Here is an 18,428-nt window from a genome sequence, read left to right on the forward strand (position 1 = left end):
TATGAGAGTGAACAAAAACGAGGTGTCTTTTTTTAAGAAGAGTGAAAAACTTACTAGTAAATTTTTCTTCTCTTTTATACTATGTATTTCACTATTATCCTGTAAACCATCTCTTGTAGATGTTATAGATTTACGTTGTGAATACCGAATAAATCCTTTAGGGATAGACAATACAGCACCAAGATTAAGTTGGAAATTAACTCAGTCGACTCCAGTAAGAGGACAAAAACAAACAGCTTATCAGATTTTAGTAGCCAGTAGTTTAGAAAATTTAAAAAGTGATAATGGAGATATTTGGAATTCGGGGAAAATAGATTCAAATCAATCAGTAAATGTTACATACAGAGGCGCTGATTTAGTATCTGCAAAACAATATTTTTGGAAAGTAAAAATTTGGGATAAGGATGGTGCCACTTCAAAGTGGAGCAAACCAGCTAGGTTTTCAATGGGATTATTACAACAATCTGATTGGAAAGGGGACTGGATTTTAAAATCAGATCAAAAAAAAACGGATCATAATTGGTATAGAAAGAATTTCGAATTAAAAGAGAAAGCAGAATCTGCATTTGTGTTTGTTGGCTCATTTGGCTATCACGAGTTGTATGTTAATGGAGAGAAAGTAACAGAAAATGTTATGAATCCAGTGTCTTCTTACATGAAAAAACGTATTCCGTATTTAACCTATGATATTTCAGATAAATTAAAAAAAGGTGACAATGTGATTGCCATTTGGCATGCTGCAGGATGGTCGCGTTGGAAACGTATTCGTGAGTATCGTTTAATTCCATTTGTGTTCAAAGCACAAGCAGAAATTGTAGCTGGTGGAGAGCAAATAACTCTAAAAACAGACACTACCTGGAAAACCAAAAAAAGTTACTCTGAGTATTATGGCGATTGGGATATTTTACGTTTTGGTGGAGAAACTATTGACGATAGCAAACGAGAAGATAATTGGAGTGCCTCAGATTATGATGATAGCTCTTGGGCAAATGCTGCAGTGTATAATCACGAAGAATTAAATGCAAAAATTCCTGAAGGGAATAACATCAGTTTTGCTTTAAATAGTAGAAAAAATAAAGAAGTACGTGCATTGTATGGTCCTATTACTGCAAAATTAAGTGCGCAAATGGTAGAGCCTCAAGTAAAATTTAAAGAGATTAAACCAAAAAGAATTACATATAAGAAAGATGGTAGCTGTGTGATAGATATGGGAGAAAATTACACAGGATTCTTTGAAATAGAACTAGATTATGGTATTGAAGGCAATGAAGTTATATTTGAGATAAGCGACCAACTAGGACAAACATCTAGTTGGAATCAAAAGAGCAAATACATCTACGGAAAATCTGGAAAAGGAAAGTTCCAAAATCGATTTAATGTTGCTGGAGGAAGATGGATAACTGTGTATGGTTTAAAATATCAACCTAAGCTATATGATGTAAAAGGATATGTGATTACAAATAACCGTAAGCAAATCAGCAAATTTGAGTCTTCGAGTGAGCACCTCAACCAAATTTACCAAGTCAATTTAAATACGTATTTAGCGAATACGATGGATGGTATTTTGGTAGATTGTCCACATCGTGAGCGTAGAGGTTGGGGAGAAGTTACTGTAGCTGCAATGTATGGAGATGCACTTCCTAACTTTGAAAGTGGTGCCTACATGGACCAATATTTACAGTTTACTAGAGATGCGCAATCTTCTGATGGAAAAATTCGTGCAGTAATAAATGAAGAAGACCGTCCTTTTTTAATGTGGAAAGCCAATAATCCTTTAACGGTTTGGGAAACTTACATAATGTTAGGCGATAAAAAAGTATTGGAAGAAAATTACGAGTCGATGCAGAAGTGGATGGCTTGGCTATATGAAAATTCAAATTATGAAACTGGTGGAGCTATAAAAGCGGGAGAGCAAGGTTTGAGACAATTTCCTGGTTTAGGAGACTGGTGTACACCTCGTGGTAACTTCTGGACGAGTAGTAACTCTCCAGAATCGGTTCATTTTAATAATTGTTTGTATGCATTTATGTTAGATAATGCCATGAATATTGCTAAGGTTTTAGGGAAAACTGAAGATGCTAAAATCTATAAAGAACGATTAAAAATACAAAGAGAAGCTACTCATAAATTATCATATAATCCAGAAACAGGTAAATACATAAAAGGATATCAAGTAGATCAAGCTTTTGCATTATTATCTGGTGTAACACCAGCATCTGAAAAAGAAAAAGTGGAAGCCAATTTGGTAGATGATGTTTTATATAAATTTCCGTATTACGATACAGGAAGCTCTGGACAAGCTTTATATACACGCTATTTTACAGAGTTTGGAGAACGTATGGATTTAGTTTATGAATTGCTAAGAGACAAGCACCACCCTAGTTATGGTTACTTTTTAGAACAAGGCAAAACGGTTTGGCCAGAACGTTGGTCTGCTATAGGAAATAGTCAAATACACACCTGTTATACTGGAATAGGAGGCTATTTTGTAAAAGGTTTTGGAGGTATTCGTCCAAATCCAGAGGAATTGGGTATGCAAAATATACTAATAAAACCAGCACCAGTTGGAGATTTAACTTTTGCTAATACAACCTATGAATCCATGTATGGAAACGTAGTTGTAAATTGGAAAAAAGGAGGCAAAGGCGCAACGTTTCATGTTGAAATTCCAATAAATACTAAAGCAAAAGTATATCTTCCTGCAATTACAAAAGATAGGGTTCAAGAAAGTGGTGTACTTGCCGAAGACGCCGAAAACATTTCTTTTTTAGGAACTGAAAAAAGTAAAGCAGTAGGTAATTATATCATTTATAATGTTACTTCTGGAGTGTATGATTTTAAGATAGACAATTTGCCTGTAACACAATTTCCAGAGCCGTTAGGTAGCAAAGAAAACTTAGCAAAATTAGGAAGAATTAATGCCTCATCGATGTTTATTAAAAATGAAAAATTACCTGTTTTTGAAGCGTTTAGAACAAATGATGAAGATGATAAAACTCGATGGTTAGCAACTGAAACTAAAAATCAATATCTAGAAGTGGAATGGGTAAAGCCACAAACATTCAACCAAATTATTATTGACGAATATAAAAATAACATCACATCATATAAGTTGCAATACTTCGAAAATGGAGATTGGAAGGATATTGTAAAAGCAACGAGTTGTGGAGCTAATAAAGTACACCAATTTGGTGCAATTCAATCTACAAAATGTAGATTGTTTATTGAAGAAGCAAAACAAGCGCCATCTATTAAAGAAATTAAAATTTTTAACACCACCACCTTATAATAACTAACTCAAAAATGAACAACAACCATAGAAAAAGAGAACGCTTTTTTTTGCTAATTATTTTTTTAACAACTTCAATAACTTTTGCAACCAAACCACCCAATTGGGAAAAAGCACAATGGATTTGGCAACAAGAAGATAGCCCCTCCAATACTTGGATGAGTTTTAGAAAAACAATAGAACTCAATGAAATACCAGAAGAAGTTGAAGCTTACATTTCTGTAGATAGTAAATTTTGGTTATGGATAAATGACGAGCTGGTAATTTTTGAAGGCGGTTTATCTAGAGGGCCAAGCCAAGCTGGTGATTGGAATCGTAAGCAAAAAATAACACCTGCCAATTCTTGGTATGAAACCTTAAATATTCAGCCCTATTTAAAAAAAGGAAAAAATACCATTGCTGTTTTAGTTTGGTATTGGGGTCGTGAAACCCATAAAGGAACACACATAGATAGTGGAAAAGGAGGTTTATTATTTTCAGCACAAATCGGAAGTCAAAAGTTGGTTTCTGATGGATCTTGGAGAGCGATTCAACATCCGGCTTACAACAATAAAATTCCACCAGCAAGCAAAGCATTAGTGCAATATCCAGTTCATTTTAATGCACAAAAAGCGATGAACGATTGGTCTGAAAACGCTTGGTACACTTCTAAATTTGATGATAGCAACTGGCAGTTTGCAACAGAAAAAGGAAATGCAGGAGTTGCTCCTTGGTATAATTTAGAACCTAATATTGTTCCTCAGTTAATTAATCACGGTTTAGAAAATTATAAAAACCACGACGATTTACAATTTCCATTTGTAAGCAAAGGAAAAACCATTAAATGTAAATTACCTTTCAACAAACAAATTACTCCGTATTTAGAAGTTGAAGCCAAAGCAGACGATACAATTTTTGTTACCACAGACAATCGATTGAATAAAATTACGACAACTTATATTACCAAAGCAGGGACTCAAAAATTTGAGAGTTTTTCTTGGATGAACGGAAATGAAATACGCTATACTATTCCAGAAGGTGTAAAAGTAAAAGCTTTAAAATACAGGTGGATGAGTGTAGGTGAAATGGTTGGTAAGTTTGAAGTTGACGATCCATTTTACAACCGTTTGTGGTGGATGGGTAACAACACTTTATTTGTTTGTGCTCGCGATAATTTTATGGATTGTCCCGATAGAGAACGTGCTTTATGGATTGGTGACGTAGCTGATCAGGTAGGATACTTGTTTTACGCTATGGATGATGCTGGACGTCAATTACTTAAAAAAGCGATATTACAAACCATGTCGTTTAGTCAAGATGGTGTAATTGGGGCATTAGGTCCGTTAAGAGTTCGAGAGTTAGTAGCGCAAAGTTTACAATTCATAGCACAAGGAATTTGGCCTTATTATTTAAACACCGGAGATAAAGAAACTTTACAAAAGGTATATCCATTTGTTTACGATTATTTGGTGCTTTTCCAAATGCAAGAAAATGGATTGCCAAAATACAGAATACGTCAAAGTCCAGATTCTTGGGATTGGGTAGATTGGGGTGTTAAAAAAACAGCGGATAAAGAACCGATTCAAATGGCATTTTACTATTTGGCTTTAAGTAAAGCTAAAGAAATGGCAGAAGTTTTAGGAGAAGATACCCACGCTAAATGGTACGCGGAACGAATGAAAACTATGAAACCAGCTTTTGAAAAAGCATACTGGAAAGATGGTTTTTATAGTTCAAATGAAACACTCTTAAAAGATGATAGAGCAAATGCAATTGCTATCGTTTCAGGAATTGCTAATCCAGATTATTACAATCAAATAGTAGATAATGTGTTGATTCCAAATCGTTTTTCTAGTCCGCATTTTGAGTGGTTGGCAGAAGAGGCTATGTGTATTGCTGATAGACCAAAAGCATCTTTACAACGAATGAAAGAAATGTATCAAAGTCAGGTTGATAAAAAATCAATGTCAACGTTATACGAGATGTTCCCAAGAGGAGGAAGTTACAATCACGCGTGGAATGGCTCCAATAAGATTTTATCGAAATACATCGCTGGAGTTGAACCAACTAAAGTAGCTTGGAGCGAATATCAAATACTACCAAGTTTGGTACATTTTAAGCAGTTGAAAAAAGTTATTCCAACAGTAATGGGTGAAATAAAAATTGATATGAAAAAGACTGAGAGCACATATACTTTAAATTTAAAATCTCCTGATGTTTGGAAAACTACGGTAATTGTTGGTATACCAAAGACAGGAAAAGAAATTAGTAAAGTAGAGTTAAATGGTATTGTGTTTTGGGAAAAAGGGAAAGCAAACAAGGCGATAAATATTGGGGTGTCTGAGGATGATAAATTTTTAAAGTTTAGATTAAAATCGCAAAATTGGCTTATAAGAGCAACATATAAATAGTTTTTTGAAAAGAATAAGTACAGAATATGACTTTAAAATTTAAAAAAATCACATTTTTATTTGCTTTATTAACTTCAATTTCAGCAATTGCAAATTCGCCTAGTTGGGATAACGCAAAATGGATTTGGCAAGAAGAAGATGGGCCTGCAAATACTTGGGTAGCATTTCGAAAATCATTCAATCTTAATGAAATACCAGAGCAAGCTTTGGCAAATATTGCTGTAGATACAAAATACTGGCTTTGGATTAATGGCGAAATGATATTGTTTGAAGGTGGATTGGCTAGAGGAGCTGCACCAAACACAAACTATTATGATGAGGTAGATTTAAAGTCGTATTTAAAAGAAGGACAAAACACAATTGCCATTTTGGTTTGGTATTGGGGTAGAACCCGAAAAGTACATGATGATAGTGGAAAAGGAGGATTTTTATTTCATGCTAACTTAGGAAAACAGCAGTTAGTTTCTAATGTAGATTGGAAAATGAAAGTTCATGAAGCTTACGACTCCAAAAGTGGAGGAGGAGGCAAGAGTGCAAATAGAGTAAATGCCTATAACGTAAAGTTTGATGCCAGAAAAGCCATGGGAGATTGGTCTAATAAAGCTTGGTATACTAATGCGTTTGATGATAGCAATTGGGACAAACCAATTGAAAAAGGTGTTGCAAATAGTAATCCATGGGGGAACTTAGTAAAAAGAGCGATTCCTCAATGGAATGATAGAGGTCTTGCAAACTATATATCTCTTACATTAAAATCTAGCAAAGAGAAGATTCAACTACCTTTTACCAATACAACAGATTCTTTATTGGTAATTCGTGCTAAATTGCCTTTCAATCAGCAAATCACACCGTATTTAAAAGTGAATAGTAAGGCTGGTAATACCATTGTTGCTGATATGGATAATCCATTTAATATGTTAAAGGGAACTTACATAACTAAAGATGGTGTACAGGAATTTGAAAGTTATTCATGGATAAATGGACATTATGTAGAATATACAATTCCTGCAGGAGTAGAAGTATTAGAACTAAAATACAGATGGACAGGTGTTGGCGAAATGACAGGAACATTTGAAACGAGTGATTCTTATTTTACACGCTTATGGTGGATGGCTCGAAACACTTTATATGTTTGCGCTAGAAATAATTATATGGACTGTCCAGATAGAGAACGTGGTTTATGGATTGGTGATGTTGCAGACCAAACAGGGGCTGTTTTTTACACTTTGGATGAACCAGGGCGTTTATTACTAAAAAAAGGAATTGATAACACCATTGCTTACAGAGCAGGAGATACCATTCAAGGGTTAGCACCTGGTTTTGGTGCGTATCGTGGAAAAAGTAGTGAACTAACAGGGCAAAGTTTACAATACATAGATCAAGGGATTTGGCAATACTATTACAACACAGGAGATAAAGCCACGCTTGAAAATGCATATCCAGCCGTTTTCAATTATTTAAAGTTGTGGAGTATGCAAGCTAATGGTTTGCCCAAACATAGAAAAGGCTATGCAAACTGGGTAGATTGGGGGATAGATACAGACCCAGTAGCCACAAATGTAGTGTTGTATTACATGGCATTACAATCGGCTAAAAAAATGGCAATAGCATTAGGGGAAAATAAAGATATTGCTTGGTATGATAAACGTATTACGAGCATGAAAGCTAATTTTGAAAAGGAATATTGGCAAGGGAATCGTTATGGTTCTAAAAAGAAAAAGATTGAAGAACGCGTAAGTGCCTTAGCTATTATTAGTGGATTAGCTAAAGAAGAACATTATAATACTTTAGTGGATAGTGTTTTAGTTCCTGTAAAAAAGTCAAGTCCACATATGGAATGGATGGCAGAAGAAGCAATTATGATTACAGGTCAGTATGATAAAGGTTTAACGCGAATGAAACAGCGTTATCAACAACAAGTAGATCGTAAATGGCTAACTACGCTTTATGAAAAATACCTTCCTAAATTAAGAGGGACATACAATCACGCTTGGAATGCACCAAATTATGTCCTTTCAAGATACATTGCAGGTATAAAGGCTATAGATGTCGCTTGGTCTTCATATGAAGTAAAACCAAACTTGGCGCATATGACTTCTGTAAAACAAATTGTACCTTCTGTAAAAGGAAACATTACTGTAGAAGTAAATAAGACAGCAGACAACTATCAATTAGAATTAATTTCACCAGCAAAAACTACGGCTACAGTTTACATTCCTAAAGAAGAGAAAGAAATTGCAAAAATTTTGATAAATGGTAAAAATGTTTGGAGAAAAAATAAGTTGAAAAAACAACTAGAAGGATTTGATTTTAAGAATGAAGATAACGAGTTTTTAGTTTTTCAGATTAAACCTGGTACATGGCACTTGGCTGTCTCTTACAAATAATTTTACAACATAATTATGAAGAAATTAATAGCACTTATTTGTTTATTTCTGTTTTTAACTGGATGTAGTAACTCTGAAAATTATGAAATCATAAAATCTGGTTTCGTAAAACCAACAGAAGATAATACAGTTTGGTGTTATTGGTACTGGATAAACGATGATATCTCAAAAGATGGAATTACCAAGGATTTATTGGCGATGAAAAAAGCAGGAATTGGTGGGGCCTTAATTGGTAATATTAACCCAGCACATAAAGATGGAAAAGTGCCTATGTTGAGTGAAGATTGGTGGAGTCACATGGTACATGCTGTTGTAGAAGGGAAACGTATTGGTGTAGATATTGGTATTTTCAATTGTCCTGGTTGGAGTCAAAGTGGTGGTCCTTGGGTAGATTATACCAAAGCTATGCGTTATTTAACCTTTAGTGAAACCAAGGTTGAAGGTGGTAAAACATTAGCTTTACCATTAGAAAAACCAAAAGAAAAGTTTCAAGATACGCATACCTTCGCGTTCAAATCTTCAGATTTTGAAAAACGAAGTACACAATTTATTCCCACAAAAATTACTTCCAACTGGAACGATGTTGATGTAAGCGTTTTGTCTGATGGTATTAAGGAAGCAGATACCAGATTTGAACCAAAAAAGAGAGAAACTTTAGAAATCAGTTTTGACCTTGCAGAACCTATTACAGCACGTTCTATAACTATTATTCCAAGTAGAGCTTTTAAATGTAATATGAATTTATTTGCGATTATGAATGGTAAGGAAGAACTTATCAAAGAATTTCAGTTTGACCGTTTCCGAATAACGCCTAATGTAGCCTCTATTGAAACCGGAGATTTTGCTACCATACTTCCAGAAAAAAAAGCACAGCAGTTTGTTTTAAAATGTACCAACTTTAGAACAAAGAGAAATGTGGGTTTTGGTTTTGCTGAAATTACTATTTCTGAAGCACCAGTTTTAGATAAATACATAGAGAAGCAATTGGGTAAAATGCATTCTACACCAAAACCAGATTGGGATACCTACATTTTTGGAAGACAAGAAGCACTGAAAGACAAGAGTTTTACAGTTAACCCAGATGAGGTTATCGATTTGAGTGACAAATTGGATGAAAATGACGTTCTTAATTGGGATGCACCAGAGGGGAATTGGACGATTATGCGAATGGGAATGACCCCAACAGGCACAAAAAATGCGCCAGCTGCACCTCAAGGTGTAGGTTATGAAATCGATAAAATGAATAGTGGTTTGGCACAATATCATTTTGATAACTTTGTAGGTGAATTTTTAAAACGTATTCCCGAAGAAAGTAAATCTGCTTTTAAATATGTTGTGGCAGATAGCTACGAACAAGGCTCTCAAAACTGGACAGATGGTTATGAAATAAAGTTTAAAGAAAAATACGGATACGACCCTGTGCCTTTTTTACCAGTGCTTTCTGGTAGAATTGTAGGAAGTGTGGAATTATCCGAACGTTTTCTATGGGATTTACGTCGTTCCATTGCAGATGATGTGGCCTACGAATATGTAGGAGGCCTTAAAAAAGCAAGTAACAAACATAATTTAAAAACTTGGTTAGAAAATTATGGGCATTGGGGTTTTCCAAGTGAATTTATGATGTATGGTGGCCAATCTGATTTAATTGCTGGAGAATTTTGGAACGAAGGGACATTAGGTAATATAGAATGTAAAGCCTCTTCATCAACAGCACACACATACGGAAAACCTATCACTTCTGCGGAAGCATTTACATCTTCTCGAAAAACGTACCTTAGGCACCCAGCCATGTTAAAAAAACGAGGCGATTGGTCGTTAACAGAAGGGGTCAATCATTTTGTGTTACATTTATACATTCAACAACCAGACGATAATCGTAAACCAGGAATGAATGCTTGGTTTGGTACAGAATTCAATCGCCATAACACATGGTTTAAACAAGCCGATACTTATTTTGATTATTTAAGACGTTGCCAACATTTGTTACAACAAGGTAAATATGTAGCAGATGTGTGCTATTTTATTGGAGAAGACACGCCAATAATGACGGGCGGTCGTGTTCCTGAAATTCCCAAAGGCTATTCGTATGACTATATCAATGCAGAAGTAATTCTAAACAAATTGTCTGTAAAAGATGGGCGTTTTGTATTGCCAGATGGTATGTCTTATAAAGTAATGGTATTGCCACCTTTTAACACCATGCGACCAGAATTGCTAAAAAAGATAGAAGAGTTGGTGCATCAAGGAGGAGTCATTTTAGGACAAAAACCTGAAAAATCTCCGAGTTTACAAAATTATCCAGAAAGCGACGAAATCGTTAAAATCATTGCTAACAAAATGTGGAGTGATACCTACAATCAAGGTAAAATGGATAAAGCATTCGGTAAAGGTAAAGTGTTAGACGGTTACGAATTATCTGAAGTCTTTGAAAAGCTAAAATTAGCAGAAGATGTGAACGTTTCTGACGATGCACCTGTGTTATGGATACATAGAACTACGCCAGAAATGGATATTTATTTTATCACAAATCAAAGTGATGAAACCATAGAATTATCTCCAGTTTTTAGAGTGCGTAAAGATTTGAAACCACAACTTTGGGATGCAGTTAGTGGAGAAATCAGAGCATTACCAGAGTTTGAAATCACGAAAACGGGAGTAAAAATACCTTTACAATTAAAAGCGGCTCAGAGTTGGTTTATTGTGTTTACTAAAGACAATAAGTTATTAGAAAAATCGACGAGTCTAGAAAATTTCCCTGCATTTGAAACAGTAAGCGAATTGAAAAATCCGTTTACAGTAGATTTCTCAAATAAGGAAATCGGTCCTAAAGAACCTATCGTTTTTAATACTTTAGAGGATTGGTCTACATCAGAAAACGAGCAAATTAAATATTATTCTGGTACAGCAACGTATAAAACCACTTTTACAATAGATAAACTCCCTAAAAATAAAGAATTTTATTTGAATTTAGGAAAGCTTTCTGTGATGGCTAAGGTAAAACTAAATGGAAAAGATTTGGGAGGGCTTTGGATAGCACCTTATCGTTTAAACATTTCAAAAGCACTAAAAAAAGGAGAAAATCAATTGGAGATAGAAGTGGTTAATTTATGGCGAAACCAATTGATAAAAGACAAACAACGGTCGGAAAATGAAAAATATACTTGGTTAGTTATAGATGATATCAAACCGAAATCAAAATTACAGCCTTCAGGATTATTAGGTCCAGTAAGTATTGAAACTACTAAACATTAATAAATAATACACACTAATATAAAATAACATGTTCATAATTACTAGCAATAGATTGGCAACAGTCATACTGGCAATACTATTTTTGGTTTCGTGTTCTTCAGTTCAAAATACTATTCCACCACATGAGTTGGTAGTAAGTGAGCAATTTAAAAATCCAATAGGTTTTTACGATGCTACACCTTCTTTTTCTTGGAAACTACCCCAAGATAAAAACATCAAAAAGCAAACAGCTTATTCCATTGTAGTGGCCTCTAAACCTGAACTACTGCCAAATAATGCTGATTTATGGGAAAGCGAAAAAGTGGAAAGTGAGCAAACTCTATTTGTAAAATACAAAGGAAAAAAACTCTCTTCGCGACAAAAAGTGTATTGGCAGTTAAAGTTTTGGGATCAAGATAAAAAGGCTTCTGCTTGGAGTGAGGTAGCCAACTTTGAGTTAGGACTACTCCATAACTCCGATTGGCAAGCCAAATGGATTAGCTTGCCAAAAGTTGATAAAGCAAAGTCGCCAAAAACGAATAAAACCTCTTATAAAGTCCAGTATTTGCGGAATGAGTTTACTCTTGACTCTAAAATTGAATCTGCTAGATTGTACATTACGGCAAAGGGGCTTTTTGAAGCTGAAATCAATGGCAAAAAGGTTGGCGACGATGTAATGGCTCCAGGTTGGACGCCCTACAATAAGCGCATTGAAACCTTAACATATGATGTAACAGACCATTTGCAAGATGGTTCTAATGCCATTGGGATTGCTCTGGCAGAGGGTTGGTATGCTGGTCGATTAATGCTTAGAGGCTATCCAAAAGTTTCGCCCAAAGTAATGTGTCAACTTGAAGTAAAATATACCAATGGCGATGTTAAAACCTTTATTACTGATGAAAGTTGGAAAGCTACCCAAGAGGGGCCAATTGTTTATGCTGGAATTTATGATGGAGAGCAATATGATGAACGGAAAGAACAAAAATCTTGGTCGTTAACATCATTTGATCCTACAAATTGGCAAAAGGTGGTTGCTGAAGATAGAGATACACAAATTAGTTTGACACCTAAGCGACACAATACAGTTAAGTCTGTAGAAGAGTTAACTCCAATTGCTATTACACAGATTGATAAAGGTGTGGTAATTTTTGATATGGGGCAAAATATGGTGGGTGTACCGCGTATTAAAGTACCAATGAAAAAAGATGGAACTTTAAAAATACGCTTTGCCGAAATGCTTCAGCAAGATGGGCGTATGTATACTAAAAATTACCGAGGTGCAGTTTCAACTGACTATTATACCGCTAAAGAAGATGGGAAAATTGAGTATCAACCAACATTTACGTTTCACGGTTTTAGATATGTAGAGTTAAGTGGTTTTGATGCAAATGCCACACTAGATAAATCGTGGGTAACAGGTGTTGTGCAACATTCTAATTATAATTTGAATGTTGAGTTCAACTCGTCACACGAAAAACTAAATCAACTGCAAAGTAATATTATTTGGGGTTTAAGAGGCAACACACTCGATATACCAACCGATTGTCCGCAGCGCGATGAAAGAGCAGGCTGGACAGGAGATGCTCAGGTTATTGCACCCACCTCATTTTTCTTAGGAGATGTGCATTCCTTTTGGATGAGTTGGTTGCAAAGTGTACGCGACGATCAAGATGAAGATGGGGCGGTGCCTGTAATGGTGCCTTCTTTAGGTGGTAAGCTTAAAGCTGGAGCTGGTTGGAGCGATGTAATCACTATTGTCCCTTGGGAAACTTACCAACGTACTGGTGATGTAGGTGTTTTGGAGGAAAACTATGCAAGTATGAAAAAATGGGTAGGATTTTATCAGTCAAATGCCAAAGATCATATTGTTAAAATGTTTACCCACGGCGATTGGTTGCAACCCTATTCAACACACAAAAGAGATGAGCGATTTGGTATCACTTCCAACAAGCTAATTATTACTGCCCACTATGCACATTCTGTTAACCTAACAGCTCAAGCAGCAAGAGTGTTAGGATTTGAGTCTGAAGCCAAAGAATATGAGCTCTTATTCCATGCTATTCGTGATGTATTTCAAGATAGTTTTTTCGATACCCAAGGACGCATTATTGAAGGTCCTGAAACTCAAACCGCTTATTTATTAGCCTTAGCGTTCGATTTGTTGGATGATGAATTAGCGCAAAAAGCAGTACCTCATTTATTGGAACAAATAAAACTAACCGATAACCATTTGCGTACTGGTTTTATAGGTACACCTTTATTGCCTTTGGTACTTGATAAAATAGGCGAGACCGACTTGATGTATGAAATTTTGTTTAAAGAAACCTACCCATCTTGGTTCTACTCCATAAATCAAGGGGCAACCACTATGTGGGAACGTTGGAATAGTTATACCCATAAAGATGGTTTTAACAAAGGTGGTATGAATTCTTTCAACCATTATGCCTACGGAGCTATTGGTCGTTGGATGTACGAACGCATTGCGGGTATTAAACCTGTTAAAGTAGGTTACAAAGAAATTGAAATTGCTCCTATACCGGGTGGTCCTTTAACGTCTGCGTCAGCTACTTACAATTCGCCTTATGGCAAAGTAAGTTCAAGTTGGAAAATAGTCAATAAGCAATTTAATTTAGATATAATAGTACCTCCAAATACAACTGCTCAAGTTTTTGTGCCAGGAAATGCACAAGAAACCATTAAGGTAAACGGAGTAGAATTTGAGAGTAATTCAGATATAAAATTACTAAGCAAAACAAATAAAGCTTTTGTTTTTCAGGTAAACCCAGGAATATATTCATTTGAAACTAATTATTAAGCGAATATGTATTGCAAAAGAAAGGAGAAAATAAATTGGAAATAGAAGTGGTTAATTTATGGTGAAATCAGTTGATAAAAGACAAGCAAAGATCAGAAGAAGAAGAAGAAGAAAAATATCCTTGGTTAGTTGTCGATGATATTAAACCAAAATCAAAACTACAAGTTTTTAGATTAATTGGACCAGTAATTATTGAGTCAGTAAATTATTAATAATAGTAAATTTAGATGAAGATATTCAAATTAAACAAGAACCTAAGACTAAAATTACTGAGAAACTGGATGATTTCTGCACTGATTTTATGTAGTATTTATTCGTGTAAAAATCAACAAAAACAGGAGAAAGAAACTGTAAAAAGCAAACCCAATTTACTATTCATTTTTGCAGATCAGTACCGTCAAGCCTCACTAGGGTTTTTAAAAGAAGATCCTGTACATACACCTAACTTAAATCAACTGGCAAAAGAAGGTGTTTTTTTTAGTGAAGCCGTAGCCAACAACCCTTTGTGTAGCCCATACAGAGCCATGTTAATGACAGGGCGTTACTCACTGTCAACAGGTGTTGTAGAAAATTGTAATTCCCAAAGAACAGCATTAGGAAATTATTTAAAGAAAAATGAAATCTGTTTTTCTGATGTTTTGGTTGATAATGGATACAGTGCAGGTTACGTTGGGAAATGGCATTTAGATGGTCCAGAACCTACACCACCAGATGTAAAGCGAGTTTGGGATACATGGTGTCCACCAGATAGAAGACACGGATTTTCATTTTGGTACGCTTACGGAACGCACAATAGGCATAACGTACCTTATTATTGGACAACCAATGCAAAAGAAGACGAAAAAGTTTATATAAAAAAATGGTCGGCAGAGCATGAAGCAGATGTTATTATTGACTATCTAAATAATAATGAAAAGCAAAGAAAATCAAATGAACCTTTTGCATTGTTTTGGTCTATAAATCCACCACATACACCTTTTAAACAAGTGCCAGAACGTTACCAAAAACGTTACGAAGGGATGAGTTATAAAGAGGTTCTAAACCGACCAAATGTTCAATTTAATGACAATTATGATTTAAAAAGAGGAGATCATGGTGTAGCAAAACGTTTAGACCAAGCTACAGATTATTTTGCCTCTGTGAATGGTGTTGATGACCAAATAGGACGCGTTATTTCAAAACTAAAAGAAGAAGGATTATATGACAATACCATCATCGTGTTTTCTGCAGATCATGGCGAAATGTTAGGAAGTCAAGGCTTAATGCATAAAAATGTATGGTTTAAAGAAGCCTATAAAATTCCTTTAATAGTGCATTATCCAAAAACTGTAAAACCAAAAACTGATGATATTTTATTAAGTGTGCCTGATTATATGCCTACTTTATTAGGATTAATGGGGATGGAAGATAAAATACCAGATGCGGTTGATGGTAAAAATTATGCAGATTTATTTTTTGATAAGCCTGTAAATCGTCCAGAAAAGCAATTATACTTTGGAGGAAAAAGCTTTGCCTCCAAAGGAGATGCTCGAGGATTTAGAACTAAAGATTACACCTATGCTGTGGTTAAGCATGAAAGTGGTGAAAAGTTCCATTACCTCTATTACGATGCTAAAGATCCTTATCAAATGAAAAATATTTGGGGAGAAGACGCTACTTTAGATGCTCAAATGGAAAGCCAATTGATGGAGTTATTAACTTCTATGAATGATCCTTGGTAAAATGAAAACAAACAGACGTGATTTTATAAAAAGCATGTCAGCACTAGGTATAGTTGGTGCTACATATCCATTATTTTCAGCTTGTGCTGGTAAAAATGGTACTGAATATTTAAATGAGAAAATTACAAAAATCGAAATATTTCGATACGATATCAATATACCTCGCTATTTTTCATGGGGCACATGGCATAACCGTCAACATTTATTTATAAAGATTTCGTCAGGAGATTTTTATGGGTGGACAGAAACCCCAGCTTCAAAAAATAACCCAGACTTTAAACCAACGGCTTGGGTTAATTATTTAAAGCAATTCAAAGGATTAACCCTAGGAGAAGCGCAAAAAAGATTAGCATCTGAGCAAGTTTTAGGGTCAAAACGCTCTTTAAAAATGCTAGAGTCTCTAGATATGGGACTTTTGGATTTGTCGGGACGACTTCAGAATAAATCTGCTGTAGATCTATTAGGTTTATCAGGAAATAAACCAGTGCCAGGTCTCTACTGTATTCTAGATAAAGACGATAAAAAAGTACGCGAAGAAGCCGAAAAAAGTATTGAACAAAACCTCGGTCATCACATGAAATTTAAAATGTATGGTAATGAAAAAGTTGATTTGAAGCTTTTACATACTATAAGAGATGTTTTGGGCGATGAAGCTGTGGTAATTTCTGATGTTAACAAAGGCTATAAAAAGTGGAAATCACTAAACGAATTAAAAACCATTCTAGACCGTTTTAAAGCTAATGGACTAAATGCTATTGAAGATCCAGCACACTTAAAAACAAAGCAATGGATAGCATTACAAAAAATGGTTGGTGATTTAACGTTAATTCCGGATGCACCCATGCGTCCGGCTTGGAAAGGTATAAAAACTATGGAAACAGGAATGGGACGTATTTTTAATTTACATCCTTCTACAATGGGTAGTTTAACACATACTGCAAAATTGGCGCATAAAGTAAAAGAGATAGGTGCAAAAGTAATGATAGGCGATGATAGTTTAGTAGGGCCAGCATGTTCAGCATGGCAACAAATAGCCATTGGTGTAGGTGCAACTTGGGTAGAAGCTATAGAGAAAAAAGAAGACTCTAAAATCTACTTAGAGTGTTTGCAAAGTTCGGCCACTAAAAAAGAGGCTAATGGTTATTATTCATTTACTCCAAAACCTGGTTTTGGTTTAGAAATAGATACTGACCGTTTAAAAAATATTGTAACGTCTTATACAGATATTACAAGAACTTAATAAGTTTGATAAATGTAAAAAGTACTGCTTTTTGAGTATTACAGGCTGTAAAAAAATAATAAACTAAAAGAATGAATAAATTGCCATCACAATTAAAACAATTTGAACTAATGAAAACAAAACTGATATTAATATTAATACTAACTAGTTTATGTTATACTTCTAAGGCCCAGTCTGAAAAATTGATGGAACCTATTATTAGTGAAAGTGTAATATTTGAAGAAAAGTTGGGTATTGTGTCTGTGGAGGCAGAATTTTTTTACAAACAAACTAAGGCTAAGGTTAGAGGGTGGTATCGTTCATCAAAATTTGAAGAAGCTAAAGTAGGACCAGATGCAGATACCTTACACGTTTATGGGTCTAGCAATAATGCTTATATAGAAATTTTACCAGACACTAGAGTTACTCATGATGATGAATTGGTAAGAGGAGAGAATTTTAGTGATGTACCTGGTATTATAGCTATTGTACATTACAAAGTTAAATTTAATAACCCAGGACGTTACTATATTTGGGCTCGTGCCATGAGTACTGGAGGAGAAGACAACGGTATACATGTTGGGTTAAATGGTAATTGGCCAGAAAGTGGGCAACGTATGCAATGGTGTGAAGGGAAAACCCAATGGACTTGGGCAAGCAAGCAACGTACAAAAGAAATTCATTGTGGTATACCACATAAAATATATTTAGATATTAAAGAAGCTGGCGTACATGATGTTCAATTTAGTATGCGTGAAGATGGTTTTGAATTTGATAAGTTTATTTTAACAAAAGATAAAATTTATAAACCAAAAGGAAAAGGTAAAAAAGTTGAATCTACTGTTAACCTGCCTAAACCTTACCCAAGTGTACCAGCTCCTATTATAAAGAAGAATTACTTTAAAACTATTGCAGAATCATTAACTAACAATAAATGGATTGCAGCTCAACAATTTCCATCCATAGGAACTAATTTCTATTCGAATGGTAAAAATTGGATGGCAATAAACCCTAAAACACATAAAGATGCTATTGCAAGTACAGCATTTAAATTTAAAAGTGCTATTTATGATCTTGTATTCGTTGGTGTAGGAGAGAATGACGGAAGTTCTACGTTTAAAATATTTATAAACGGAAATGAACTAGGAACTTTTCAACCACCAAAATCAGAACACATGTTTGAAGAAGGGAGAGAGTACACCAAAATATGGAAAAAAGTAAAGCTAAATAAAGGCGATAAAATTACTGTAAAGGCTCAAGTAGGTACTGATGGTAAAGAGTATACTAGAGGAAGATGGGCAGGTATAGTATTTGCTCCAGCAGGTAAAGGGAAAAAAATAATAAATGCGCCATCTAGCTACACTCAAGACTAAAAC

The 18,428-nt window shown here is 34.9% G+C and carries 9 protein-coding genes; all 9 read left to right on the top strand.

The features are described 5' to 3' along the window. Position 1 precedes the first annotated feature (1 nt). The 9 genes from EYD46_RS01245 (at position 2) to EYD46_RS01280 (ending at position 18,425) form a co-directional block, all read left to right on the top strand. Positions 2-3,289: a family 78 glycoside hydrolase catalytic domain gene (locus tag EYD46_RS01245; RefSeq protein WP_130935238.1), complete on the top strand. Its 3,288-nt coding sequence runs from the start codon at positions 2-4 to the stop codon at positions 3,287-3,289. Positions 3,290-3,303: 14 nt separating this feature from the next. Then, positions 3,304-5,679: an alpha-L-rhamnosidase-related protein gene (locus EYD46_RS01250; RefSeq protein WP_130935239.1), complete on the top strand. Its 2,376-nt coding sequence runs from the start codon at positions 3,304-3,306 to the stop codon at positions 5,677-5,679. 26 nt (positions 5,680-5,705) lie between these two features. Continuing rightward, positions 5,706-8,066, top strand: a complete 2,361-nt coding sequence (locus EYD46_RS01255; RefSeq protein ID WP_130935240.1) for an alpha-L-rhamnosidase-related protein — start codon at positions 5,706-5,708, stop codon at positions 8,064-8,066. A 15-nt stretch (positions 8,067-8,081) separates the two neighbouring features. Further along, on the top strand, positions 8,082-11,318 hold the full coding sequence (locus EYD46_RS01260; protein WP_130935241.1) for a glycosyl hydrolase: 3,237 nt from the start codon (positions 8,082-8,084) through the stop codon (positions 11,316-11,318). 28 nt (positions 11,319-11,346) lie between these two features. Beyond that, entirely contained in the window at positions 11,347-14,112 is a 2,766-nt protein-coding gene (locus EYD46_RS01265; RefSeq protein WP_130935242.1) for a glycoside hydrolase family 78 protein, read from the top strand. 71 nt (positions 14,113-14,183) lie between these two features. After that, the gene (locus tag EYD46_RS17655) at positions 14,184-14,324 is read left to right on the top strand and encodes a hypothetical protein (RefSeq protein ID WP_165454312.1); all 141 of its coding nucleotides are present in this window, start codon (positions 14,184-14,186) and stop codon (positions 14,322-14,324) included. 69 nt (positions 14,325-14,393) lie between these two features. Continuing rightward, positions 14,394-15,833: a sulfatase family protein gene (locus EYD46_RS01270; protein ID WP_165454313.1), complete on the top strand. Its 1,440-nt coding sequence runs from the start codon at positions 14,394-14,396 to the stop codon at positions 15,831-15,833. Between the two features lies 1 nt (position 15,834). Continuing rightward, the gene (locus EYD46_RS01275; protein WP_165454314.1) at positions 15,835-17,073 is read left to right on the top strand and encodes a mandelate racemase/muconate lactonizing enzyme family protein; all 1,239 of its coding nucleotides are present in this window, start codon (positions 15,835-15,837) and stop codon (positions 17,071-17,073) included. A gap of 110 nt (positions 17,074-17,183) precedes the next feature. Further along, on the top strand, positions 17,184-18,425 hold the full coding sequence (locus EYD46_RS01280) for a hypothetical protein (protein ID WP_130935245.1): 1,242 nt from the start codon (positions 17,184-17,186) through the stop codon (positions 18,423-18,425). The last annotated feature ends 3 nt before the right edge of the window (positions 18,426-18,428 follow it).

This window comes from Hyunsoonleella pacifica (assembly GCF_004310335.1).
Classification (GTDB): domain Bacteria; phylum Bacteroidota; class Bacteroidia; order Flavobacteriales; family Flavobacteriaceae; genus Jejuia; species Jejuia pacifica.